This is a genomic window from Panacagrimonas perspica (genome assembly GCF_004364935.1).
Lineage (GTDB): Bacteria > Pseudomonadota > Gammaproteobacteria > Nevskiales > Nevskiaceae > Panacagrimonas > Panacagrimonas perspica.
Window position 1 is genome coordinate 508,951 of the sequence record NZ_SOBT01000010.1, and the last position, 22,323, is coordinate 531,273.

At 64.7% G+C, this 22,323-nt stretch carries 20 protein-coding genes; 6 read left to right on the forward strand and 14 right to left on the reverse strand.

Annotated elements, in window-relative coordinates:
• Nucleotides 1-579: 579 nt before the first annotated feature.
• The 9 genes from DFR24_RS19130 to DFR24_RS19170 all read right to left on the reverse strand — a co-directional run bounded on the left by DFR24_RS19130 (nucleotide 580) and on the right by DFR24_RS19170 (nucleotide 11,241).
• Nucleotides 580-1,635, reverse strand: a complete 1,056-nt coding sequence (locus tag DFR24_RS19130) for an alpha/beta fold hydrolase (RefSeq protein WP_133883006.1) — start codon at nucleotides 1,633-1,635, stop codon at nucleotides 580-582.
• 42 nt (nucleotides 1,636-1,677) lie between these two features.
• Nucleotides 1,678-4,188, reverse strand: a complete 2,511-nt coding sequence (locus tag DFR24_RS19135) for an FAD-binding oxidoreductase (protein ID WP_133883007.1) — start codon at nucleotides 4,186-4,188, stop codon at nucleotides 1,678-1,680.
• Nucleotides 4,189-4,500: 312 nt separating this feature from the next.
• Nucleotides 4,501-5,148 carry a response regulator gene (locus DFR24_RS19140; protein WP_133883008.1) on the reverse strand — a complete coding sequence of 216 codons (648 nt, stop codon included), beginning with the start codon at nucleotides 5,146-5,148 and terminating at the stop codon, nucleotides 4,501-4,503.
• Entirely contained in the window at nucleotides 5,145-6,428 is a 1,284-nt protein-coding gene (locus tag DFR24_RS19145) for a sensor histidine kinase (RefSeq protein WP_162851317.1), read from the reverse strand. Before DFR24_RS19145 ends, DFR24_RS19140 begins: the two co-directional genes overlap by 4 nt.
• A gap of 185 nt (nucleotides 6,429-6,613) precedes the next feature.
• Entirely contained in the window at nucleotides 6,614-7,006 is a 393-nt protein-coding gene (locus DFR24_RS19150; protein WP_133883010.1) for a limonene-1,2-epoxide hydrolase family protein, read from the reverse strand.
• Between the two features lie 28 nt (nucleotides 7,007-7,034).
• Nucleotides 7,035-7,796, reverse strand: coding sequence for an SDR family NAD(P)-dependent oxidoreductase (locus tag DFR24_RS19155; protein WP_133883011.1), 762 nt, complete (start codon nucleotides 7,794-7,796; stop codon nucleotides 7,035-7,037).
• Nucleotides 7,793-9,289 (reverse strand): amidohydrolase family protein, encoded by a 1,497-nt coding sequence (locus DFR24_RS19160; RefSeq protein WP_133883012.1) that lies wholly within the window; start codon nucleotides 9,287-9,289, stop codon nucleotides 7,793-7,795. The genes DFR24_RS19155 and DFR24_RS19160 overlap by 4 nt, the downstream gene beginning before the upstream one ends.
• Before the next feature lie 205 nt (nucleotides 9,290-9,494).
• Nucleotides 9,495-10,040 carry a hypothetical protein gene (locus tag DFR24_RS19165; protein ID WP_133883013.1) on the reverse strand — a complete coding sequence of 182 codons (546 nt, stop codon included), beginning with the start codon at nucleotides 10,038-10,040 and terminating at the stop codon, nucleotides 9,495-9,497.
• Between the two features lies 1 nt (nucleotide 10,041).
• Nucleotides 10,042-11,241 carry a phosphotransferase family protein gene (locus DFR24_RS19170; RefSeq protein ID WP_133883014.1) on the reverse strand — a complete coding sequence of 400 codons (1,200 nt, stop codon included), beginning with the start codon at nucleotides 11,239-11,241 and terminating at the stop codon, nucleotides 10,042-10,044.
• A 289-nt stretch (nucleotides 11,242-11,530) separates the two neighbouring features.
• On the opposite strand from DFR24_RS19170, the gene DFR24_RS19175 reads away from it, so the two are divergent.
• Both DFR24_RS19175 and DFR24_RS19180 read left to right on the forward strand, forming a co-directional pair.
• On the forward strand, nucleotides 11,531-12,142 hold the full coding sequence (locus DFR24_RS19175) for a MarR family winged helix-turn-helix transcriptional regulator (protein WP_133883015.1): 612 nt from the start codon (nucleotides 11,531-11,533) through the stop codon (nucleotides 12,140-12,142).
• A gap of 115 nt (nucleotides 12,143-12,257) precedes the next feature.
• A complete protein-coding gene (locus DFR24_RS19180) occupies nucleotides 12,258-12,941 on the forward strand; it encodes a class II aldolase/adducin family protein (protein ID WP_133883016.1) in 684 nt (227 codons plus the stop codon).
• Between the two features lie 60 nt (nucleotides 12,942-13,001).
• Here DFR24_RS19180 and DFR24_RS19185 read toward each other — a convergent pair whose 3' ends face one another.
• Nucleotides 13,002-14,549, reverse strand: coding sequence for an acyl-CoA synthetase (locus DFR24_RS19185; RefSeq protein ID WP_133883017.1), 1,548 nt, complete (start codon nucleotides 14,547-14,549; stop codon nucleotides 13,002-13,004).
• Between the two features lie 22 nt (nucleotides 14,550-14,571).
• Nucleotides 14,572-15,267 (reverse strand): MerR family transcriptional regulator, encoded by a 696-nt coding sequence (locus DFR24_RS19190; RefSeq protein WP_133883018.1) that lies wholly within the window; start codon nucleotides 15,265-15,267, stop codon nucleotides 14,572-14,574.
• A 205-nt stretch (nucleotides 15,268-15,472) separates the two neighbouring features.
• Here DFR24_RS19190 and DFR24_RS19195 point away from each other — a divergent pair, with 205 nt between their 5' ends.
• Nucleotides 15,473-16,591 (forward strand): alkane 1-monooxygenase, encoded by a 1,119-nt coding sequence (locus DFR24_RS19195; protein ID WP_133883019.1) that lies wholly within the window; start codon nucleotides 15,473-15,475, stop codon nucleotides 16,589-16,591.
• A 198-nt stretch (nucleotides 16,592-16,789) separates the two neighbouring features.
• A complete protein-coding gene (locus tag DFR24_RS19200; RefSeq protein WP_133883020.1) occupies nucleotides 16,790-17,344 on the forward strand; it encodes an NADPH-dependent FMN reductase in 555 nt (184 codons plus the stop codon).
• Nucleotides 17,345-17,480: 136 nt separating this feature from the next.
• Here DFR24_RS19200 and DFR24_RS19205 read toward each other — a convergent pair whose 3' ends face one another.
• From DFR24_RS19205 to DFR24_RS19215, 3 genes are read right to left on the reverse strand one after another with little or no spacing between them, the layout of a single operon-like run.
• Nucleotides 17,481-18,215: a hypothetical protein gene (locus tag DFR24_RS19205; protein WP_133883021.1), complete on the reverse strand. Its 735-nt coding sequence runs from the start codon at nucleotides 18,213-18,215 to the stop codon at nucleotides 17,481-17,483.
• 41 nt (nucleotides 18,216-18,256) lie between these two features.
• Complete coding sequence (locus tag DFR24_RS19210) at nucleotides 18,257-19,375, reverse strand: NAD(P)-dependent alcohol dehydrogenase (protein WP_133883022.1); 1,119 nt, start codon at nucleotides 19,373-19,375, stop codon at nucleotides 18,257-18,259.
• A 37-nt stretch (nucleotides 19,376-19,412) separates the two neighbouring features.
• Nucleotides 19,413-20,450 (reverse strand): NADP-dependent oxidoreductase, encoded by a 1,038-nt coding sequence (locus DFR24_RS19215; protein ID WP_133883023.1) that lies wholly within the window; start codon nucleotides 20,448-20,450, stop codon nucleotides 19,413-19,415.
• Between the two features lie 193 nt (nucleotides 20,451-20,643).
• Here DFR24_RS19215 and DFR24_RS19220 point away from each other — a divergent pair, with 193 nt between their 5' ends.
• Together DFR24_RS19220 and DFR24_RS19225 are read left to right on the forward strand one after the other, a co-directional pair.
• Nucleotides 20,644-21,714 carry a 2Fe-2S iron-sulfur cluster-binding protein gene (locus tag DFR24_RS19220; RefSeq protein ID WP_133883024.1) on the forward strand — a complete coding sequence of 357 codons (1,071 nt, stop codon included), beginning with the start codon at nucleotides 20,644-20,646 and terminating at the stop codon, nucleotides 21,712-21,714.
• A 236-nt stretch (nucleotides 21,715-21,950) separates the two neighbouring features.
• Nucleotides 21,951-22,298, forward strand: a complete 348-nt coding sequence (locus DFR24_RS19225; RefSeq protein WP_133883025.1) for a hypothetical protein — start codon at nucleotides 21,951-21,953, stop codon at nucleotides 22,296-22,298.
• The last annotated feature ends 25 nt before the right edge of the window (nucleotides 22,299-22,323 follow it).

Below are 22,323 nucleotides of genomic sequence, written 5' to 3' on the forward strand. Positions count from 1 at the left end.
CGCGCAAGGGTCCATCGCCTCGATGACGGTACGGTACCATATTAAAATAAAAGCGCAATCCCTCCGGCCTTCCCTCGATCGAAGGCGCAATCACCGTGGAAATGACGCTTCAAAGCGCTGATCCTGCGCGTGCAACGACGCGCGCAGCGACAGCGAACCTAATCCAGCAATCCGTGACTGACTTGTGTCGACATGTCGTCGGCAACGAACGATCCGCGATCATTTCAGCAGGCATCCGCGGACGTGCTCCCGCGCAGGAATACCCACTGGAAATGGCCGCAGAAGCGCTCACGCGAACGTGATCCAGCCGCATGGCGCAGACGCCTTCGTCGTCCCGGCTTCCATCGATTCCGTCTCCTCCAGCATTTTCGCGAAGCCTTTTTGGATGGCTTCTTGGGTCGGGTCCGAACGGGCAGTGACGCAGCCCGGGCGGCCCTTGCTTCTCGATGTTGCTACAACCCCAGCATCCCACCTGACGGGCCGCCGTCGATGCTGCTATGCAGCGTGAACGGTACGGTTCCCTATCAAATTGAATTCTCGACCTTTCTGCCCCCACCTTAAGTTTGGTCAGTCCCGTCTTCAGCTCTTGCCGCGCTTGACGTCATCCAGGAATCCCAGCAGCAGCCGATTGGTCTGCTCCGGGTACTCCTGCTGAATCCAGTGGCCGCTGCCGGCCACCATGTGCGTTCCGTGATAGTTCTGGATGCGTCGAGGTGCGGCCTTGATCGCCTCGGCGCCCCAGATCGTGCCCACGTCGAATTCGCCACCAATGAACACCGCGGGCGGCGTCAACGGCTTGCCCGCCTGCGATTCCAGGTCGTGCCAGTCGGCATCGATGTTGTGATAGAAGCTCAGCGGTCCGCTGAAACCCGAGCGTTCGAACTCGCTCGCGAAGAAATCCAGATCGGCATTCGTCATCCACGCGGGCATCGTTTCCGGATAGACGAACGAATCCATCAGCTTCGCGCCCTTGGGCATGCACAGCGGCCCATGCCGGATGGCGTCCACTGGATCGATCACCGCCCCGTTGAGCGATCGCACTGCAGCACCGACCGCTTCGCCCGATACCGTGTAGATCAGGCCCTTGAGCCATGTCCGCAGATCGGCCTCGATCTCCTCGAGAATTCCGGACTGTTCCGAGAAATAGTCCTGGTAAAACACCTTCCCCGGACCCGCCAGCTCGACGTGGTGATCGCGCGGCCGCTTCTCGCCGAAGGTGTTGCCGGGCAGGCAGATCAGCGCGCGGTCGGCGAACGGCACGCTCACGCCGACGACGCCGCTGCAACGTTCCGGGTGCAACCACGCGAACGTCCACGCCACCGGCGCGCCCCAGTCGTGCCCGACGATGAAGGCCTTCTCGACACCGTAGGCATCGATGACGCCGAGGATATCTTTCACCAGCGGGCCGATGCGATAGGCCTCCTGCACGCGGAACTTCGACGAACTGCCGTAGCCGCGCTGATCGATCGCCACGGCCTTGTAGCCGGCGTTGGCCAATGCCGTGAGCTGATGGCGCCAGGAGTACCAGGATTCCGGAAACCCGTGGATCAGGACGACCAGCGGCCCCTCGCCTTCTTCCACGGCGTGGATCCGAACGCCATTGGCGTTGATCATCCGGTGCTTCCGTTGATGCATTCCGCTCTCCATGCGCTTTGGGCTTTTTGTCAGGTCGTCGTACTACGCGCGTCGCGCCACAGGCACGCCGGACGACCGGAGCTCCGGCGTCGGCGCGTAATTGCGCTCGATGAGTGTCTTGCGCCCACGTAGCTTCGTCCAGGCCCACTTGCCGAGCACCCGCGCGATCATCACCGGCGTGAGCAGCGCGAACGGCGGCTTCACCATGTGGATCACCGCCAGGAACGTGCGATAGGCATCCATGTCGTCGTGCACCAGCTCGGTCACGCGGTCCATGTACCAGTTGAGTCCGCCGAAATAGAACGGTCGCTTCTTCTCCACGTCCTTGATCCACGAGAACCGCAGCGTCTGCTCGCGAATCACGAACCACGCGCCGTCGGCGATCTTGCCGGCCGCGCGGAAATAACGTCGCGGAAGCTGCGGACTCGTCGGCGCGTAGCGCTGCATCGCATCACGCAGCTGCGCGACTTCCTGCAGCGTGATCGTCATGCCCAGTCCCGCCACGGGGTCGGTGCTCGTATACGAATCGCCGATCGCGACCAGCGCGTTGGGGAGGCGATCCAGCTTCTCGTAGTGATAGCGCTGCATGCGCGGACTGCGGAAGTTGTACACCGACGAGGCCGGCTCCAGGCCTTCGATGTTCTGCGCCACCAGCGGCGACTGCATGCGCTTGGCGAACTCGCGGAACTCCTGCACGTTGCGCGGCGGCGAATAGCAGTTGTATTCGATCAGCGAACAGCAAAGGATCGTGCGGCTGCTGTCGACGTAGTACTGCGCCGCGTAGGTCTGCTCGTTGGGCCGATAGGCGTAGCAGATCTCCATGACCTTGTCGTTCCACTGCCGCTCGGGCGGCACGTGGAACCACATGCTCGAATAGAAGCAGTTGAGGATGTCCTGCTCGAGTTCGGGCTTGCCCGCGCCCATGCGCTCGAGGAACTCGGGCAGGCGCGTGTTCTTGCCGGACGCGTCCACGACGAACTCGGCCGGAATCACCTTGAGCCCGTCTTCACCGTCGACGGCGACGCCGATGACCGTGTTGGTCGACTCGTCGTACACCAGGTCCTGCATCTGCGTGTCGTAGCGATACTCCACGCGCGGCTCGGCATCGAGCCGTCGGCGCACGCACCACTCCAGCAGCGGACGGCCTGCGCAGACGATCTGGATATCGCTCTTGCAGCGCTTCTTCCACGACCCGGCCAGGCGCAGGTGGTACTGCTCGGCCATGTCCACCTTGAACGCACCCTCGCGCACCATGTCGTCGATGATGCCGGGGAACAGTTTCTCGAGTTCCTGCTGGCCCGCCGTCAGCAGGTGATGCAGATGCCAGCCCTGCGCCGCACCGGGCCGGCCTTCCATGCGCCGATGCTGGGGATCCATCTCCAGCACGATGACCTTGTCGAAGCGCTCCGTCAGAACCTTGGCCGACGCGATGCCGGCGATGCTGCCGCCGATGACCACCGCCGTGCCGCGGCCTTCGCGCGCGATCGCCGCGAGGTCCGCCGTCTTCACGTCGAACTGCGGCGGCACGCGCGATCGCAGCCGCGCGCCGGTCTGCACGAACTTCTCGAAGTACATGCCGACCTGCTGCAGGTTGGCGCGCGCCAGCCATTCGCGCGTCGCGTCGACCATCGCGCCCGGACCGCAGAGATAGACGTCTGCATTGCCGTGATTGAGCGTGTCGGCGTCGAGCAGATGGGTGACCCAGCCCACCGGGCCGGGCCAGCGCGGATCGGCATTCATCACGATGCTGCGGACCGTCAGCTGCGGCTGGCGTTCCGAGAGTTCGCGCAACTCGTCGAGCTTGCACAGATCCTCGTAGTGCGTGACGCCGTAGAGCAGGGTCACGGGATGCGCGAGCTGCACGTCGCGCAGGCTCTGGGCCATCGCGAGAATCGCGGACAAGCCGGTGCCGCCGGCGATCAGCATCAGCGGGCGAGCGATCGCGCGCAAGTGAAAGTCGCCTTTGCTGCAACGCAGCGAAATGCGATCGCCGGGCTTGGCGCCGTTGCGCAGGTAATCCGACATCGCGCCCTTGGGCAGCAGGCGCACGATGAATTCGAGTTCGTTCTTCGCGTTCGGCAGGCTGGAGTACGAGTAGCTGCGCCATTCCTCGGTGCCCGGAACCTTGAGCTGCGCGAACTGGCCGGGGCGGTAGTTCAGCGCCTGGCCCAATGCGGATGCGTCGACGAACAGGACAGCCGTGGTGGACGACACCAGCTCGACGCGCGTCACCACGCCGTCGCCCTGGACCAGCCGAGCGGCGTTGTCGTCGAGCGGGTACTGCAGCTCGATCGTGCAATCCGACTCCACGGTGGTCTGGCAGGTGAGGATCTTGCCGTTGTCCCGCTCGACTTCACTCAGGCCCTCGGTGCGACCCATCTCGTAGCGGCCCTTCGAGCATCCGGCCACGCAGGTGCCGCAGACGCCGCTCTCGCACTCGCTGACGATCGGAACGCCGCTGGCCTCGGCGGCTTCGAGCACGGTCTGGCCCGCTGCGACGCGCATGCTGCGCTCCGCGCCGCCCAGATATCGCACCGTCACGACGTGTTCCATCCCGCCATCCCCACCACTGGAAAAATGTGTCCGCAGGATCGGCCGATGCAAGCCTCGGGACTATCACCCGATAAGGGGATCGGGCGGGCTTGTCGGGGTGGCCCCCACGCAGCCCGGGCAGAACCCGGGGTTGCGCGCGGTCATCGCGGGGAATCCCGGGCTACAGACGGTCCAATGGACTGCTGGCGCAACACAACGGCAACGGCGTGCGCGCGATCGACAACGACTTGGCGATCACCTTCGTAGCCCGGGCGAAGCCCGGGGTTGCGCTCCGTCATCGAGGAGAACCCCGGACTCCGTCCGGGCTACGGGTTATCCGATCAGCTGCTGGCGCAGGGCGATGGCCACGGCGTGAGCCCGATCGGCAGCGCCGAGCTTCTCGTAGATCTTCTTGAGATGGGATTTCACCGTCTCCTCGGTGATCGACAGCGACTTGGCGATCATCTTGTTGCTCAGACCCTCCGCCAGCGCCTCGAGGATGTGCATCTCGCGCACGGACAAGGTGCCGCGATCGTCCGCAGCCCGTGCGTCCTGCACGAGACGCTTGAGCAGTGGCATCGTGATTTCGGCCTGCAGGTAGGCGCCGCCATTGGCCACCGAGCGGACTGCGCGCAGCAAGTCGCTGCCGGACGCGCTCTTGAGAATGTAGCCGCGCGCGCCCGCGTTCATCGTGCTCCAGACATAGCCCGGGTTGTCGTACATCGTGAACACGATGATCTTGGTCCCGGGATGCGCCTGCATGATCTCGACGATTGCACTCATGCCGCTCTGCCCCGGCATCTTGAGATCCACGATCACGATCTCGGGGTAGGGCTGCAAGGTCTCCATCGTGCGGATGCCACTGCGCGCATCGCCCGCCTGACCCACGACGGTGATGTCGGATTCCTGGTCGAGCATGCGCGCGATGGCCTGACGCAGCACGTGGTGGTCATCGATCAGAAAAACGCTTGTCGGGGTCATCGCTCGTTCCTGGGCAGCCGTACTTCGATGCGCGTACCGCGGCGTCCGCCGAAGGCGTCGACGCGCAACTCGCCGCCCGCCGCTTCCGCTCTCTCACGCATCGTCATCAATCCATAGTGGCCGAGCGGCACGTTCTCGGGGTCGAATCCTTGTCCATCATCGGAGATGCTCAGCACGACCTCGTCGCCGCGCGCTTCGAGCAGCACTTCCACGGTGGTCGCCTTCGCGTGCTTCTGGATGTTGAGCAACGCTTCCTGCAGCAGCCGGAACAGCATCGCATCCTGCCGTGAACGCCAGTCACGCAGGCTCGGATCGATGCGCCGAACCAGCCGGAATGGCAGCAGTTCGGACTGTCGGCCGAGATACTCGCTGGCCGCCTCGAAGAAGCCGAGTTCGTCGAGCACCGTAGGACGAAGCTCGTTCATGATCGAGCGCACGTCGTGCGTGCAGGCGCGCACCGTCGATTCGAGTTCGTCCAGACGCTGCCGCAGCGCGACACGATCGTCGAGTCCGCCGAGACATTGCTCGAGTCCCTGGCGCAGCGCGAACAGATGTCCACTCATGCGGTCGTGCAGTTCACCGGCGATGTTGCGCCGTTCCTCCTCCTGCACCTGCGCGAATCGTCGCAGCACGGCCTGATAGCGATCGCCCGATTCGCGCAGCGTGCGGGCATGCTCCAGGATCAGGTTCGCGTGCGCGCGCGCCCACTCGGCCAGGATCGCGCCGAGGAATCCGGCAAAGCCCAGCAGGAAGAGCTTGGTGGCCAGCATCAGGAACGTCGCGCTGCTGGGATGCGGGCTGTACCAGGGCTCGACGAAGAAGATCACGATCGTCACCGCGCAGTTGAAGAACGCGATGCCGATCGACTCCCAGACGCCGAAGCGGATCGCCACCGACATCTGCGTGAAGAAGAAGAACGGGTACAGCACCGAATCGATGCCCCCGGTCGCGAGGCAGATGAAGGCGGCAAGCACCGGATCGCCGAAGGTCGTGGCGACGGCGGTGCGACGGATATTCGAACTGCGCCCCGCCTGGACGTGAGCCCAGGCCGCGTAGATGCAGCCGATCGTGTAGATGGCCCACACCGGCGTGAGGCCGAGTTCGTAGCCGTGTCCCTGCAGAACGATGAACCAGCCGATCAGGCCCGAAAAGCGCAACCATCGAATGTCCTTCTCGGCGCGCCGCAGCCGGTTCTCGTCCTGCTCGGCTTCGAACCAGAGCGGTTCCTGGTCGAGCGGCAGCGATTCGGATGAAGACGACAGGGACCAGCCACTGGCCATCGGCAACCACCGGGGTCGTGGGTGTTTGTCGAGGATACCGCGGGCAGGGGGACTCTTTGTCATGACGCGCAAGGCTCACCGTATCCCGGGCGTTGAATTTCGCGGAGCGAAAACGCCGGGTAAGTCCGGGTCGCCTGACCGAGCCCCGAACGTGGTCCGGGGCCGGGATACGGGACCGGCGAAGGTTACAGCTTCATTCCGCTCTGGCGTTCGAAGTCGGCCAGATCGAAGTAATCGCTGAAGCGCGTGATCTTGTTGTTCTTGACGACGAACACACCGGTGACGGGCAGCACGATCTTGCCGCCGTTGTTCATCGTGAAGTAGTCGATGCGCTCGGCGATCACCAGGCCAGGACCCGACGCCAGCGTCACGATCTCCAGCCGCGCTTCCTTGAAACCGTCCAGGAACGCCTGGAAGATCGCGCGGATGCCGGCCATGCCCTCGATGGGCTTCACCGGTACGTTGTGATAGACGGCGTTGTCCGCGAACGCACTGCAGATGGTTTCGAGGTTGCGGCCTTCCCATGCGCCGAGAAAGTCTCGGACGAGCTTCTCGCTGGATTCCTTGGTGTCGCTCATGCGCTGCTTCTCCTGAAATGATGAATGACTACTGGGCGATGTGACCGCCGTCGATCGCGAGGTGAGTCCCGGTCACGTAGCCCGAACGGCTGGAGCCCAGGAAGAGCGCCGCGTTCGCGACTTCCTCGCAGGTGGCATTGCGCTTCATCGGGTTCATCGCCTTGAGCGTGTCCCGGATGACGGCATCACCGCCGAAGAGACGATCCAGCATCGGCGTATCGACCATGTGCGGGCAGATGGCGTTGACGCGGATGCCATGCGCCGCCACGTTGAGCGCCGTCGACTTCACGAGCCCGAGCATTGCGTGCTTGCTCGAGACGTACGCGGCCAGACCCGCGGCACCGACGAGGCCCGCGACGGACGCCGTGGCCACGATCGTGCCGGACTTGCGTTCGATCATCTTGGGCAGCGCGGCCTTGAACGTGCGCCAGGTGCCGGTGAGATTCACGTCGATGTGGCGCGTGAAATCTTCTTCGGACTGCGCCCACACGTCGACGGGCTGGCCCAGGATCCCGGCGTTCGCGAACACGGTGTCGGGATGCCCGAACTTCTGCTGGCCCTTGGCGAACAAGGCGTCGATATCGCCCTGCTTGCGAACGTCGCAGATCGCCCAGACCGATTCCGCACCGCTCTGCTGGAGTTGCGCCGCCACTTCGACGAGACCGTTCTCGCTGATGTCGCCGAGCACGACGCGCGCGCCCTCGCGACCTGCAGCCAGTGCGATCTCGCGGCCGATACCGGCCGCCGCACCCGTGATCAGGACCACCTTTCCTTCGAAGTCGCGGCTCATGAGGATTTTCCTGTCGACTTGCGGATGAACCCGTAGTACTCGTTGGACGGCTTGCCGCCGGCCGCAATGTACTGCGCCTTGGCCTTGGCCAGAAGGTCGGTCTTCCAGGCCTGAGCCTGCGCGTCCTTCTGAAGATTGAACACCTTGACCGCGTTGCCGCTGAGGATCGCCGTACGCACTGGTCCGTCCACTTCGCCCAGCGGCGCGAAGCCGTGCTTCTTCTGCATCTCTTCCGGGATCTCGATGCGACGGAACGCGTCGATCTGCCACTGCGGCGAGCCGTACCAGACGGAGTCCGTGCCCCAGATCACGTGGTCGGCGCCCATGCCCTTGATGAGCTGCCCGAGGATGCCGGCGGCGAGCTTCGGATGCGTGACCACGCAACTTCCGAAGGTCGTGCCCAGTTCCGCGTAGACGTTCTTGACGCCGTACTTGGCGGGCACACCGGCGAGCTCGGTGACCCAGTCGATGTTGCCGGTCTTGTCGAACTCGACGAGCGTCGGCTCCGGACTGGTCAGGAACATGCGCAGGCCGGAGTGATAGATGACGAAGTTCAGGTCCGGCCAGTCCTTGGCGGCCTTGCCGACGTCATCGACCATCGCGTGCTTCCAGTGCTTGAGGCTGCGCTGGTAGTCGTCCGGCAGCAGTCCCTTGTGGACGCAGACGGTGCGGATGCCCGACTTCATCATCTTCTCGTAAGCCGGGTACATCAGCTTCTCGTCGTCCATCCGCCACGGGAACTGCGAGTTCTCGAACGGATCGCCCAGCGTGTAGCCCTTCCAGCCATTGGGCTTGTAGACCTCCACGGCCTTGTCGATCTCGTCGAGCCAGCCCTTCTGGCCGGGCGCCATCACCGAGTGGCACAGCATGCGGCGCGAACCGGCCGCCTCGTTCACCAGGCGACGCGCCTGCTCGAGGCCCGCATTGCCGACGATGACGTTGTCGCCCTGCTCCGACGGCGCGGCGCTGACCAGGCCGATCGTGGTGTCGCTGTCGAAGTAGACCTCCTTGAGCAGGTTGTCGAACTTGTAGCGCTCGAGCGTGACGCCCTCGCGCGCGATCACCGGATTCCAGTTCTTGGCGTACTCGCCAAGCACCGTGACGATTTCCTTCGCGTAGTCGTCGCGCACGAAGTGCAGTTGCACGTCGATGACCAGCTGATCGGCCACGCGCTTGCGCAGCGCAGCAGCGGCGTCCAGATCCAGGCCCGCGGCGCTGGCATCGTTGAAGTAGGTTCCGAATACCGAGTTCATCGCGGCGAACGCGGTCGCGGTACCCAGCGCGGAGCGCAGGAAGTCGCGACGGTTCATGCCCAGTTCGCGGCTGCGGCGATCCGCGAGCTGCCCCAGCAGATGTTCGACGTGCTTCTGTTGCGGCGTCTGCGGAATCGGCATGAACTCGCCGTTGGACAGCATCTGCGTCGGCACGGGCCAGCGCTCCTGTCCAGCATCCAGCGAAGTCACCTCATTGATCTGACGACCATCCAGCCACATTGCGCGCGCTCCTCCGCCGACGGTTTGTCGGCGTGGAGAGGATCGAGTCCGCGCGCCTTCACCGGTATCACGCGAAGCGGGGGATACCTCGACTCATTCGGGGGGTGATGCCAACCGTAGCCCGGGTGAAACCCGGGATGCCGGTTCGATGAAAGAGAAAAGCCCCGGGTTGCACCCGGGCTACGCGTCTATCCGCAGCAGGCGGTCAGGAAGCAGAGATGCCGAGCAGCTGCTCGATCGGCGGAACGGACTTCGGATCCGGCTCCCAGCCCTGCGTGATGACCCAGGCGCGATCGCGCAGCAGCTGCTCCTTGGACATCGCCAGCGTGGCGCGCTGCACGCGGTCCTGCACGGCGCTGTCGCCGTCGCGAAAGACGCCGCTGACCAGCGACCCGGTTGCTTCACGCAGGCTACGCACGGCCTGCTCGATGTCGTACGGCGAGGACTTGGCGCGCTCGAGCGTGGCGTTGGCGTCTGCCGTCTTCTCTGCCAGCGCCGCGAGCGCAGCGCCGGTTTCGCCGCCACCGGATGCGATGCGCTGCAGCTCGGCGGAATACGCACTCAGGCGCGCGAGCTCGTCGCAATCGAAACGGAACTGCAGCGGAAGCTGCTTCGCCATCAGCCCGAGCAGACCCATGCACAGGCGGACCTGTTCCTGGGCGAGCTTGTTCTGCGGATCGACGGCCGGCAGCACCACGTCGTTCATCGCCTTGATGACACTCTTGATCTGGAGATCGGGGCGCATTTGCATGTCAGGGTGCCTCCTCGATGAGCGTGCGCATTTCTTCGAGCAGCGTGTTGCCGATGCCCATCAGCCAGGTGATCAGCACGTCCTGGTGCGTCTTGCCGCCGTTGGCGATGCGATAGCCGGTGGCGAACAGCAGCGTCGCCATCATGTAATCGTTGTAGACCTTGTACCAGTGCACCGCATTGGTATCGACCTTCAAGCCGGTCGCCTTCTCGTAGGCATCGAGGAACTCGGCCTCCGGCAGCAATCCGCAGGTGAGGAAGGTCTTGCCATCTTCCGCCAGATGTCCGAACGCACGCGTCGTCGTCCACGCGAGATCCTGGTGCCGGTCGCCGATGCGGCCGAGTTCCCAGTCCAGCCATGCCGAGATCCGCGCGTCGTGTTCGGTGAACAGGAAGTTGCCGAGGCGGTAATCCGCGTGAACGGTGACGGCCCTGTCCATCACCGGCATATGACGGCGCAACCAGGCCTCCGCCAGGCGCATCAGAGGAACTTCCTCGTCGGCATCCTCTTCCCACACGCGCGTCCACCAGTTCACGCCCCACTCGGCGCACTGCGTGCTGTTCGCTTCGGGAATCTGGAAGGCGCTCAGGTCGGCCTTGCGGTAGTCGAAGGTATGGATCTTCGCCAGGCACTCCACGAACTGCGGCGCGAGCTTGCCGCGCAACTCGGGTGGCAGGTGCGTGCCCAGGCCGGTGACACCGCTGTGTGCGGCGGAGGGCTTGGTCACGCCTTCGGAGAATCCATAGACCAGCGCCGGATACGGCAGGTGCTGGCCTTCGGCGTCGCACCAGAAAACCGGCGGCACCGGCACCGTGCCTTCGAAAGCCTTGATGAGCTGGAACTCACGCAGGCGGCTGGTCTCGACGATCGATTCCGCCGGCTCCATGCGCAGCACCATCGGTGTCTTCTGGCGTCCCTGGCCGGGGCGATCCCAGTCCAGCACGAACGCCATCTGCAACTTCGAAGCGCCACCTGAGAGCCAGCGCGCATCCGAGAGCTGGCACTTGCCGCCGAACTGCGAGCGGATCAGCGACTCGGTTCCTTCGATCAGCGTGCCCAGGGGCATCGGCGAATAGCCGGGGCCGGCACGCCGTTCCATCTTGCGCGTCAGCACGCGATCGATTTCCTTCTCGATCGGGAATCGCTTGCGCAACGCCGCGATCCAATCGGGCGACGGTCGATCCTTGTCGACGACAGGCATCAGTTTCCTCCTCCTTGCGCACGGGGGCGTCGGCGCCGGACGCCGCTCCCCATTTTTGAGTCCTACCCAGCGAATCCCGGGTGGATTGGTACGGTACCATAATTATTTCTCGCTCGAATATCTCCTCGCGAGCAACGCTGCCGGATGCACGCATCCAGCCTATCCAAACGCACAGGGCCTACCCGAACGGGTGAAGTCAGGGTATTTCAGCAGGCTAGAATGGTCGGCATCCGACTGCTTTGGACCGACGCAAAGAACTGCGCGACAAGGTCGGTCGCCAAGGAGAACAATGGTCAAGCGACGCACCAAGTCCGCCGATGTGGCGAAGGTCACCAAGGCCATCGCCACGTCACGCAATCCGGACTTCCTTCCGGTCGGCTCGCCCAAGTCCGGCAGCAACGGCGCAGACGATGCGGGCGCCGCGTTGTCGATCAACGACACCGCGCGCGAAGGCATTCGCCTCGGCTTCCTGATCCACGACGTGTCGCGCATGCGACGCAGCGCGTACGACCAGTTCATGAAGCCACTGGGCATCACGCGTGCGCAGTGGTGGGTGCTCGCGCACCTGTCGCGTCACGACGGCATGATGCAGACGCAACTCGCGGATGTGCTCGAGGTCGGCAAGGCCAGCCTCGGCGACGTCATCGAAAGTCTCGAAGGCGGTGGCTGGGTGCAGCGGCGTCCCGATCCGGCCGACAAGCGCGCCAAGCGCGTCTACCTCACCAAGCCGGCGCAGACGCTGATCAAGCGCATGACGGTGATGGAAAACGAGTTCAACGGCCAGATCCTCTCGGACCTGAGCAATGAAGAAATGACCGACCTCGTGCGCGTGCTGATCAAGATCAAGCACGCGATCTCGCGGCTGGCGCCGAACGCGACGGCAACCGAGGCCGAAACCTGATCCTCGGGCAGACGGAACGGGATTCTCGTTCGCTGCCTGTTCCTGCGCGGTGCCGAAGGCCGGAGGTGCACGCTCGCCGGCACGAGCGCGATTTCCTTTGCTCTCGAGGAGCAGCATGACGTCAGCAACCGAACACCAGCAGCGCGAACTGCGCGTCGCCGCTCGCGCGCTGGCGCGCGGCAACCTGGTTCACGCCTACGGGCACTGCAGCCGGCGCCTCGGCGCCGATGACTTCCTGGTGTGCGCCGCCAAGCCGATGGGCACGATCCTTCCCCGCGACGTGGGTACCGTCGTCCCGGTGAAGGGCGCGCTTCCTGACGGCGTGCTCGGCGAAGTGCGCATCCACCAGGCGATCTACGCGCGGCGCCCCGAGATCGGCGCGATCTGCCGGATCATGCCGCCGCAGATCGGCCTGCTCGCGCTGCTGCGCCGCACGCCGCGTCCGCGACACGGCTTCGGCGCCTACTTCGCACCGCATCCCGCGCTGTGGGATGACCCGCGCCTGCTGCGCGACGACGCCGCGGCAGGTCTGCTCGCGGACACGCTCGGCGCCGGCAAGGCCATCGTCATGCGCGCCAACGGCGCAGTCGTGGCGGGCGAAAGTCTCGTCGAGGCCGTGGCGCTGTCCTGGTTTCTCGAGGAGGCTGCGCGCGTCGAGGTCGGGCTGATGCAGATGAATCAGGACGGCGAACACACGCTGCTGACCGCCGACGAAACCACGGCGCGCCAGGTCACCGCCGGCCGCGTGTACGAACGCATGTGGGAATACCTGAGCTTCGGGGATCCCGAGCTTCCGTAGCCCGGACGAAGTCGGGGGGTTCCTCTCGAATACGGAGCGCAACCCCGGACTTCGTCCGGGCTACGGATGATTCGCAAACCGCTTGCGCAGATCGATCTTCGCCACCTTCCCGTTCGGGTTGCGCGGCAACTGTTCGACGACGTGCATCTCGCGCGGCAGCTTGTAACGCGCCAGTCGTCCGTCGAGAAACGTGCGCAGCCCTTCGATCTCCAGTGACGATCCGGGCTTGAGCGCCACCACCGCCACGACGCGCTCGCCCCACTTCTCGTCCGCCGCTCCGATCACGGCAGCCTCGGCGATCGAGGCGTGTTCGTAGATCGCGCTCTCCACCTCGGCGGGATACACGTTCTCGCCGCCGCTGATGATCATGTCCTTCACGCGGTCGCAGATGTAATAGAAGCCTTCGTCGTCGAAGTACGCGACGTCGCCGCTGCGAAACCAGCCGTCCGCACTCTTGGACTGCGCCGTGACCTCGGGCAGGTTCCAGTAGCCGGGCGTGACCATGCCACCGCGCATGCACAGCTCGCCCGGCACGTTCGGCTGCGTGACCGGATGGCCGTCGAAGTCGATCAGCCTCACTTCATTGAGCATCCCCGCACGTCCACAGGAGCCGAGCTTGGTGAGCGCCCGATCGGTCTCCAGGAACGTCACGCCGGTGGTCGCCTCGGTCATGCCGTAGCACTGGCTCACCGGGATGTTGCGCTGGCCGTACAGGCGCAGCAGCGGCTCGGGCACCGGCGCACCGCCGGCCACGATCAGGCGCAGCGTCGACAGGTCGGCCTGCGCGAAGCGTTCGTGCTGGCTGATGAACAGCATCATCGCCGGCACCAGGAACGTCGTCGTCACGCGGTAGCGTTCGACGTCCTGCATGAACGTGAGGGCATCGAAGGATTCGTGCAGCACCAGATGACCGCCCGCCATCAGCGTCGGCAGCAGCACCACGCACAGTCCGCCGACGTGGAACAGCGGCGCGGCATTGATCGTCGTATCGCGCGATGTGAAGTCGGAGCTGAACGTCCAGCTCAGGTTGTTCGTCCACAGGTTGCCGTTCGTCAGCATCACGCCCTTCGGGCGCCCCGTCGTTCCGGACGTGTAGATCAGCAGCACCACGTCGTCCGGCGTGCCGTTGACCGGTGGCGGTGTGTCCTTTGCTGTTGCGAGCGCGAGCGGCAGCGCCTCCCAGCCCGCGTGCGGCGTCGCGTCGTCGAGCAGGTAACGGCGACACGGCAACGCCGCCTTCACCGGCTCGATCAGTGAACGTTGCGTGGCATCGACCACCAGCGTGTGCGCGCCGGCGTCTTCGATGATCTGCTGCAGCTCACGCGCCGCGAGACGGAAATTCAGTGGCACCAGAATGGCACCGAGACGCGCCGCGCCGAACAGCGCGGCGAGCAGATCCGGGTGATTGAGACCCAGCCATGCGATGCGATCGCCCGCCTTCACACCGCCGGCAGCGAAGACGGCCGCCATGCGCTCGATGCGCTGCTGGAACTCGCCGTAACTGTACGTCCGGCCCTTGAAGCTGACGGCCGGTCGTTCCGGCGCGCGTGCAGCCCGTCGACGAAACCACTCGGCTGCGCCGTTGGGATCGATGCGTCCCTCGTCCATGTTCTCTCCCTGCATAAAAACTTCAGAGCCCGGTCTTGCGGAACTCGTCGATGACGGCCTTCATCCTGAGCAGCGAGAACAGGTTGATCATCTGATTGAGTCCGAGCTGCGCGAAGTCGGCGAGCTTGGCCTTCTCGCCAGGTGCGTACGGCGGAATGCGCGCCATGAACGCGGCGATCTCGGCCTTCGCCAGGTCCTTCGCGCGATCCACGTAGAGCTCCGTGACCTCGGGCCCGAAACCGGTCTTCTCGGTGTAGCCGACACGCCGCATCTCGCCCCAGATCGCGACGATGCGCGCATCCATTCGCGACAGCAGGTGTTTGCCCCTGCGCGTGACCAGTTCGATCGTGCCGACCCGGTCGAGCTCGAGCGCATCGGCCCGGGCCTGCGGATAGCTCTCGATCAGCGACTCCAGCGGCACCAGCGTCTTGTCGGCGCCCAGACGCGCCGCCACCAGCTCGTCCAGGTGCCGGTAGGTCATCGCATCGGTCTGCAGACTGGCCGCGTGGCCATTCAGCGAGCGCTTGATCTCGTCGATGGACAGACGCTGTTCGTCCTGCAGGCGGCGGATCGCAAGGATCCCGCGCACGTGGCCCTCGCCGTACACCGCGACGTTCGGCTTGGGCCGCTGCGGCTCCGGCAAGAGCCCGTTTCTGAAGTAGAAATGGATCATCTCGCGACGCACGCCGGTGCGCTGTTCGAGGTCCCGCATCTTCATCGGTCTAGCGGCTCCACCGCTCGCGGCTTCCCTTTCGTCGGCGCACGGATGCTAGCAGTTGACACATATTTCCATTGTACGTAATTTGATTACACGTTCTGGCCGCGATAGAGACGCGTCACGGAACATCGAAGCGAATCGGCCCGTGACCCGCCCCCACCCAGAGAGGCAGGCACGCCATCTGAACTGCGTGAGGAGATGTGCGATGGATTACCTGAAGTACTGGACGCCTGTGCTGGTGGTGGCGTTGTCTGCTGCAGGGCTGATCGCGGGCGGTGACTGGATGTGGGTGGGCATCATCACCTTCCCGGTTCTGGCCACGCTGGACTCGATCCTGCCGCGCGACTACTCGGTGAGGAAGATGAGCAACAACTTCCTGGCCAACATTCCGATCTGGCTGTGCTGCATCGGCCCGGTGGCGCTGTACCTGGTTTTCGCCTGGTCGCTGTCGGTCCACGAGCTGACGACCTGGCAGAAGGTCGGCGGCGTGCTGAGCGTGGCGTGGATGGGCGTCATCCCGCTGGTGCCGGCGGCGCACGAGCTCTACCACATGCGCAATCCGATCGCGCGCACCGTCGGCCGTTACGGACACCTGTGCATCCTCGACTGCACGCGTGACATCGGACACGTGGTGGGCCATCACATCGACGTGGCCACACCCGACGACGGCGACACCGCCGCGCGCGGCAAGGACCTGTACTCGTTCACCTGGGGCGCCTTCATCGAGAGCACGAAGTACGCGATGAACATGGAAGCCAATGCCCTGCGCAAGAAGGGCAAGAGCCCGTGGCATTACAGCCATCGCGCCTGGCGTGCACTGCTGGCGCTGGGCGCATTCCACGTCGTGATCTTCCTGATCGGCGGATGGGAAGCCAACGTCTGCGCGCTGGCTGGACAGACGATCGCCCGTTTCTGGGTGGAGTCGTTCAACTACTTCCAGCACTACGGCGTGATCCGACTCAAGGGCGCGCCGATCGGCCGTCGTCACCTGTGGAATCACCTGGGCTGGTTCTCGCGCACCTGCGGCTTCGAGATCACCAATCATGCGGACCATCACCTGAACAGCTATCAGGTCTATTACAAGCTGGTGCCGCACAAGGAAGCGATTCCGATGCCGTCGGTCTTCGTCTGCTTCCTGTCGGCGCTGATTCCGCCGCTGTGGCACGAGGTGATCATCAAGCCGGCGCTCAAGCGCTGGGATCTCGAATTCGCGACCAAGGAAGAGCGCGTGCTCGCCGCCGAGCAGAACCGCAAAGCCGGATGGCCGGACTGGCAGAACGAACAGCCCGAGATCGTCGGAAAAGCCGCCACCGTCGGCGTCTGACCGACAGGGTCTCCAAGGCCCGCAGCTTCCGCTGAAAACGCCGCAGGTCGAAAGACCTGCGGCGTTTTCGTTTGCGGATCTCTGTCACGCATCATCTGCGGCCTGTCATCGCGGCTTCCGTAAACTGCTTCCTCTCACCGGCGGCCGCCGCCGCTGCTCCACGAGCTGTCCCACGAATCCTTCCGACCCTTCGAGCCCATGACCTCCTACGACATCGCCTACATCGTCGGCAGCAACAGCCGCGAATCGATCAACCGCAAGCTCGCGGGCGCGCTGGTGAAGCTGGCGCCACCGAGCCTGTCGTTCCGTGAAGTCGAGATCGAGAATCTGCCGCTCTACAACCGCGACTTCGAAGGCGCGCGTCCGGAGCGCGTCGACGCCTTCACCGCGAAAGTTCGATCGGCCGACGGCCTGATGATCGTGATGCCCGAGCACAACCGCTCATTGCCGGCGGTGCTGAAGAACGCGATCGACTGGGGATCCAAACCGGCGGACCAGAACGTCTGGCGCGACAAGCCGACGTTCATCACCGGCACCTCGCCCGGCGCCATCGGCACGGCCGTGGGCCAGCAGCATCTGCGGCAGATCCTCGGCGCCGTCAGCGGCATCGTGCTCGGCGGTGAGTGCTACCTGCAGTTCAAGCCGGAGCTGATCGACGCGGACGGGAACGTCACCGTCGAGAGCACGCGCAAGTTCCTGGCAGGGCACCTCGCCCGGTTCGCGGACCTGGTGCCGAAACTCGCATCGCGTTGAGACGCCACCGCAGCCCGGACGAAGTCCGGGAGGCCTGCCCCCAAAAAGAAGCCCCGCGTGATTGCGGGGCTTCTTCAGTTGCTGCGCTCTTCCGAGCCGTGTCCCGGACTTCGTCCGGGCTACGTTCGCGCAGCGCTCACGCGCGGACCGGAGCACCCAGCGGCGACGCCACGCGCGCTTCCTGCCGATCCAGCTCCCGCAGCATGAAGATCGTCGTGCCGACCAGATACGTGCCCCAGACGAAGACCGGCAGGTAGAACGCGAGCAGGCCGTGGTACGCGAACGGGCCGCTCTTGAAGAAGGCCGGCCCCGCAGCGGTGACCAGCGAGACGGCGCCCGCAAACGTCGCCCAGGTGAACCAGCGCGGGATCATCGGCACCTCGCGCTTGTCCATCAGCTCCACGACGCCGGTCGCGACCATCTCGATGGCCAGATAGATCCAGCCGAGTAGGAACGCGAACCATGACCAGTCGTACCAGGCCTGGATGACGTCGGCACCGAACTCGGGCCGGTACGCCACGACGATCCACGCGCAGCAGTTGAAGAAGATGATCAGCGAAATGAAGATGCCGCAGACACCGGTGGTGATCGACCACAGTGGCCACTTGCCTTCGATCTTCGACAGCATGATCGCGAACTGGATCGAACCCGGCGTCAGCAGGCCCGCACCGATGTAGAAGATCGTGCAGCCCAGGATCGTCTGCCACTGGTAGGTCTCGGTGAACCAGATCTTGGTGGCCTCCATCCCGATATCGGCCGGTGCCGGCGCCCAGAAATGCGCGATGCCCAGCCAGCCGATGACCGTGAGCGCCACGAAGACGAACGTGCACCAAAGTCCCGCCTTCTGCGATCCGATGTTTTCCTGCTGCATGAGTAGCTCCTCGTTCTCTGGTTATGTCCGTACAGCCCGGTTCAGAACACCAGAACCGGCTTGATCGCCACGCCCTTCTCCGACTCGTGCGCGGCTTCGTTGATCTGGTCGAACGGGAACTTCTTGATCAGCCGGTCGAACGGAAACTTGCCGGCCTTGTAGTAGCCGAGCATCTGCGGAATGAACGTCTGCGGATCGGCATCGCCCTCGGTGATGCACTTCACCCCGACACCGCGCATCAGCATGCTCATCATGTTCGCCGGCAGCATCGCGTCCGGCGGCGGCACGGCGATCAGGCCGAGCATGCCGTTGGGCAGCATCGTTTCCATGGCCACCGCGATCACCGCCGGAATGCCGGTCGTGTCGACCGCGTGCGTCACGCCGCCGCCCGCAAGCTCCTTGATCTTCGCCAGCACATCGGCGGTTTCCTTGGGATTGATCACGTGCGTGGCACCCAGCTCCAGCGCGAGCTTGCCGCGCTCGGCATTGGGTTCCACGACGATCACGATGCCCGCGTCGACCGCACGCGCGCCGAGCAGCGCGCTCAGGCCCACTGCGCCGCCGCCGAACACCGCCAGCGACTCGCCCTTCTTCAGACCCAGCGAATTGATCACGGCGCCGGCGCCGGTCTGGATGCCGCAGCCGAGCGGCCCGAGCAGTTCGAGCGGCAGGCTCTTGTCGACGACCACCGTGTTGCGCTCGTGTGCGACCGCGTAGGAACCGAATGAGGACTGCCCGAAGAAATTGGCGTGAACCACGCTGCCGTTCTGGCTGAGCGCCGTCGAGGCATCGGCCGGACGCACGCCGGAGAAGTTGTTCGCCAGGAAGTTGTAGCAATACGCCGGCAGCGACTGGTTGCACGTGGGGCAGTCTGCGCAGGAGTTGAAGCTCAGCACCACGTGATCGCCGACCTTGACCTTCTTGACCTTCGCGCCGACCGATTCGACCACCCCCGCCCCTTCGTGCCCAAGCACGATCGGCAACGGAACCGGGAAGCCGTCGCGCGCAACGATGTCGGTGTGGCACATGCCCACCGCCACCATCTTCACGCGCACCTCGTGATCGCGTGGCGCCGCGACATCCACTTCTTCCACCGTGAACGGACCGCCGACATTGCGGACCAGGGCCGCCTTGGCCTTCACTGATGCTGCTGCGTTCATGCTCTCTCCGTGAATCGATTGATGTGCGCGCGGCGTGTTAATCCGCGACTTTGACCAGACGGGTACCGCGATTGCGTCCTTCGAACACGCCCTGGAACGCATCGGGCGCGTTTTCCAGCCCGGCGACGACGTCTTCCATCGGCTTGATACGGCCTTCATCGAGCCAGGCCTTCATCTGCTGGTGAAAGACCTTGACCCGGCCCTGCACGTGGTCGGAGGCAACCAGGCCGCGCACGCTCAGGCGTCGCGCAATGATCTCGGACATGAAGTTCATCGTGTTCTGCGTGCGGCCCCTGGCCAAGGCCTCGCCGAAATGCGGCGTCGCCATCTGGCCCACCGCTGCGATGCGCGCGCCGGTGTTCATCAGCGGAACGACGGCATCGAGCGCACGACCACCGAGCGTCTCGACATAGACGTCGACGCCTTTTCCGCACGCCGCCTTGAGCTGGGCTTCGAAGTCCTCGGCTTCGCGATTCACGCAGACATCGAAGCCGGCTTTCTCCACCGCGAGCTGGCACCGCTCCGCCGAACCGGCGATGCCGACGACACGACAGCCCTTGAGTTTGGCGATCTGCCCCGCGAGGTGGCCCAGGCTTCCCAGCGCGGTACCGACCACGACGGTCTCGCCGGCTTGCGGCGGCGCCAAGGTATCGAGCGCGATGTAGGCCGCGAAGCCCGGAAGGCCATAAGGGCCGAGCGCGTAGCTGGGCTTCTGCGGACCGAAGTCGAGATTGCGCAGACGCTCGCCCTTCACCGCGGCGAAGTCGGCCCAGTTCCACAGACCGCTGGCGAGATCGCCGACCTTGAAGCGCGGATGCTTCGATTCCACGACACGACCCACGGCCGAGCCGACCATGGCGTCCTTGAGCTTGATCGGATCGCGCTGGATCGCCGTGACGCGCTGCACGCGTGCGTACAGCGTCGATTCCATGGCCAGCCAGAGCGTGCGCAACAGCACCTGGCCTTCTTCGATCTGCGGCATCGGCGCGCTGCCGAGCTTGAAGATGCTGGCAGTGGGAACGATGTAGCGCGGGCGCTCTGCCAGGATAATCTGTCTGTTCGCAGGGGTATTCACCGATTCTCTCCTCCGGTACTTACCGTCGCCATGGCCTCTGATCCCGAGGTCTGTATACCGTCCCGATAGCAGTCCCGGAGACAGTGCGAAGCTTGTTGTCAGAAATCGTATGGTATCCTACTATTTCCTGCAAGCGCTCGTTCTGAACGCCCTGGCAGCCAGTCAAAGCGACCAAAATCAAGGGAGAGTCGACATGGGTTTCCTCAAGTCCCTGTTCGGTGCGAAGGAAGCAAAATTCGTCGAGGTCGCCCCGTTCGGAGCGCGCTACGAAGTTCCCAGCGGCGAAACGATGCTGGAGGCGGCGCTCAAGAACGGCGTGCCGTTCCCGCACAACTGCACGGTGGGCACCTGCGGCTCCTGCAAGTGCAAGCTCAAGACCGGTCGCGTCAGTGCGCTGACCGACTTTGGCTACACGCTCTCGCAGCAGGAGATCGCGGCGGGCTTCATCCTCGCCTGCCAGGCCATCCCGAAAGATCCGCTCACGCAGGTCGAGGTCGAGAGCGCCGCGTCCGATGCGCCCAAACCGGAGCAGTACACCGGCAAGATCGTGGCGACCGAGGACCTCACGCACGACATCAAGAAGATCACGCTGGAGCTGGATCGCCCGGTGAACTTCGTCGCCGGCCAGTACGCCAACCTGAAGTACCCCAACATCCGCCGCGCGCGCAATTACTCGTTCGCCGATGCGCCGGATCGCGACGGTCGCCAGCAGGTCAGCTTCTACATCCGCAAGGTGCCCAAGGGCGCGTTCACGGAAGACCTGTTCGCCGGCCGGCTCACCGATGTGCCGTTCGACATCGAGGCCCCGCACGGCGCGTTCCATCTTCATCCCGGTTCCACGCCGATGATCTGCATCGCCGGCGGCTCGGGCCTTGCGCCGCTGATGAGCGTGCTGGAGAAAGCGCGCAAGGATCGCGTGAAGCGTCCCTGCGCCTTCCTGTTCGGCGCGCGCACCGAAGCCGACTTGTACTGCCTCGAGCAGATCAGGCAGATCGAGCAGGGCTGGGCGGACAAGTTCGTGTTCATGCCGGTGCTCTCGCACGAGCCGGCCGACAGCGCCTGGAAGGGCGCGCGCGGCCTCGTCACGCAGTTCATCACCGACGCGATGCCGGGCATCAACTGGGCCGAGGCGGAAGGCTACATGTGCGGCCCGCCGGGAATGATCGACGCCGGCATCGCGTCGATGACCGAAGTCGGCATGACGCTCGAGTCGATCTTCTACGACAAGTTCACCGACGAAAGCCACATCGCGAAGATGCCGTAGCGAGGAGCGGACGCGACTTCTTTCCTGTCCCTTCCTCGATGCGCCTCACGCGAAAGCCGTGGTGAGGCACTCGGGACCAGCGGGAGCAGAGGACGCGACCGCCGTGCGGCACCCCAACCTGAGTTGAGGGGGCGCGGTACCGCTTTCGTGGTACTGACGGGAATCGAAGTGATGCGCCAGCGTAGGGCTGGTGCGCGTCGATGCGTGCACAGCACGCATAGCAAGGGGAGATCCAGATGACTCACATCCAGATAGCGTTCCTGTTCTTTGCCGCGATCGCAGCGGGCGGCCTGCTGATGGCGGGCATGATCCTGGCCAAGATCAAGATCCCGTCCTTCATCCCGATCGGACATGGCCTGGGAGGCCTCGCGGCGCTCGGTTTCCTGTTCTGGGTCAACCTGCAGGGCGGCGATGCGACGCCCGATCTCGCATGGTGGGCCCTGGTGGTGTTCGCCAGCGGCTTCGTCGGCGGACTGCTGTTCTTCCGCGTGCTGTTCAAGCAGAGCGCTCCGCTGTTCCTGATCGCGGGCCACGGATCGGTGGCCGCGCTGGGGCTGTATCTGCTGTATGGCGTTGCGTTCTGAGCGCCAGAGCTCCCGCTTTTCCGTG

What these genes read in the sequence shown, in the direction of transcription:
- DFR24_RS19130 (WP_133883006.1), bottom strand. Translation starts at nt 1,635, where the DNA reads ATGCATCAACGGAAGCACCGGATGATCAACGCCAATGGCGTTCGGATC.
- DFR24_RS19135 (WP_133883007.1), bottom strand. Translation starts at nt 4,188, where the DNA reads ATGGAACACGTCGTGACGGTGCGATATCTGGGCGGCGCGGAGCGCAGC.
- DFR24_RS19140 (WP_133883008.1), bottom strand. Translation starts at nt 5,148, where the DNA reads ATGACCCCGACAAGCGTTTTTCTGATCGATGACCACCACGTGCTGCGT.
- DFR24_RS19145 (WP_162851317.1), bottom strand. Translation starts at nt 6,428, where the DNA reads ATGGCCAGTGGCTGGTCCCTGTCGTCTTCATCCGAATCGCTGCCGCTC.
- DFR24_RS19150 (WP_133883010.1), bottom strand. Translation starts at nt 7,006, where the DNA reads ATGAGCGACACCAAGGAATCCAGCGAGAAGCTCGTCCGAGACTTTCTC.
- DFR24_RS19155 (WP_133883011.1), bottom strand. Translation starts at nt 7,796, where the DNA reads ATGAGCCGCGACTTCGAAGGAAAGGTGGTCCTGATCACGGGTGCGGCG.
- DFR24_RS19160 (WP_133883012.1), bottom strand. Translation starts at nt 9,289, where the DNA reads ATGTGGCTGGATGGTCGTCAGATCAATGAGGTGACTTCGCTGGATGCT.
- DFR24_RS19165 (WP_133883013.1), bottom strand. Translation starts at nt 10,040, where the DNA reads ATGCAAATGCGCCCCGATCTCCAGATCAAGAGTGTCATCAAGGCGATG.
- DFR24_RS19170 (WP_133883014.1), bottom strand. Translation starts at nt 11,241, where the DNA reads ATGCCTGTCGTCGACAAGGATCGACCGTCGCCCGATTGGATCGCGGCG.
- DFR24_RS19175 (WP_133883015.1), top strand. Translation starts at nt 11,531, where the DNA reads ATGGTCAAGCGACGCACCAAGTCCGCCGATGTGGCGAAGGTCACCAAG.
- DFR24_RS19180 (WP_133883016.1), top strand. Translation starts at nt 12,258, where the DNA reads ATGACGTCAGCAACCGAACACCAGCAGCGCGAACTGCGCGTCGCCGCT.
- DFR24_RS19185 (WP_133883017.1), bottom strand. Translation starts at nt 14,549, where the DNA reads ATGGACGAGGGACGCATCGATCCCAACGGCGCAGCCGAGTGGTTTCGT.
- DFR24_RS19190 (WP_133883018.1), bottom strand. Translation starts at nt 15,267, where the DNA reads ATGAAGATGCGGGACCTCGAACAGCGCACCGGCGTGCGTCGCGAGATG.
- DFR24_RS19195 (WP_133883019.1), top strand. Translation starts at nt 15,473, where the DNA reads ATGGATTACCTGAAGTACTGGACGCCTGTGCTGGTGGTGGCGTTGTCT.
- DFR24_RS19200 (WP_133883020.1), top strand. Translation starts at nt 16,790, where the DNA reads ATGACCTCCTACGACATCGCCTACATCGTCGGCAGCAACAGCCGCGAA.
- DFR24_RS19205 (WP_133883021.1), bottom strand. Translation starts at nt 18,215, where the DNA reads ATGCAGCAGGAAAACATCGGATCGCAGAAGGCGGGACTTTGGTGCACG.
- DFR24_RS19210 (WP_133883022.1), bottom strand. Translation starts at nt 19,375, where the DNA reads ATGAACGCAGCAGCATCAGTGAAGGCCAAGGCGGCCCTGGTCCGCAAT.
- DFR24_RS19220 (WP_133883024.1), top strand. Translation starts at nt 20,644, where the DNA reads ATGGGTTTCCTCAAGTCCCTGTTCGGTGCGAAGGAAGCAAAATTCGTC.
- DFR24_RS19225 (WP_133883025.1), top strand. Translation starts at nt 21,951, where the DNA reads ATGACTCACATCCAGATAGCGTTCCTGTTCTTTGCCGCGATCGCAGCG.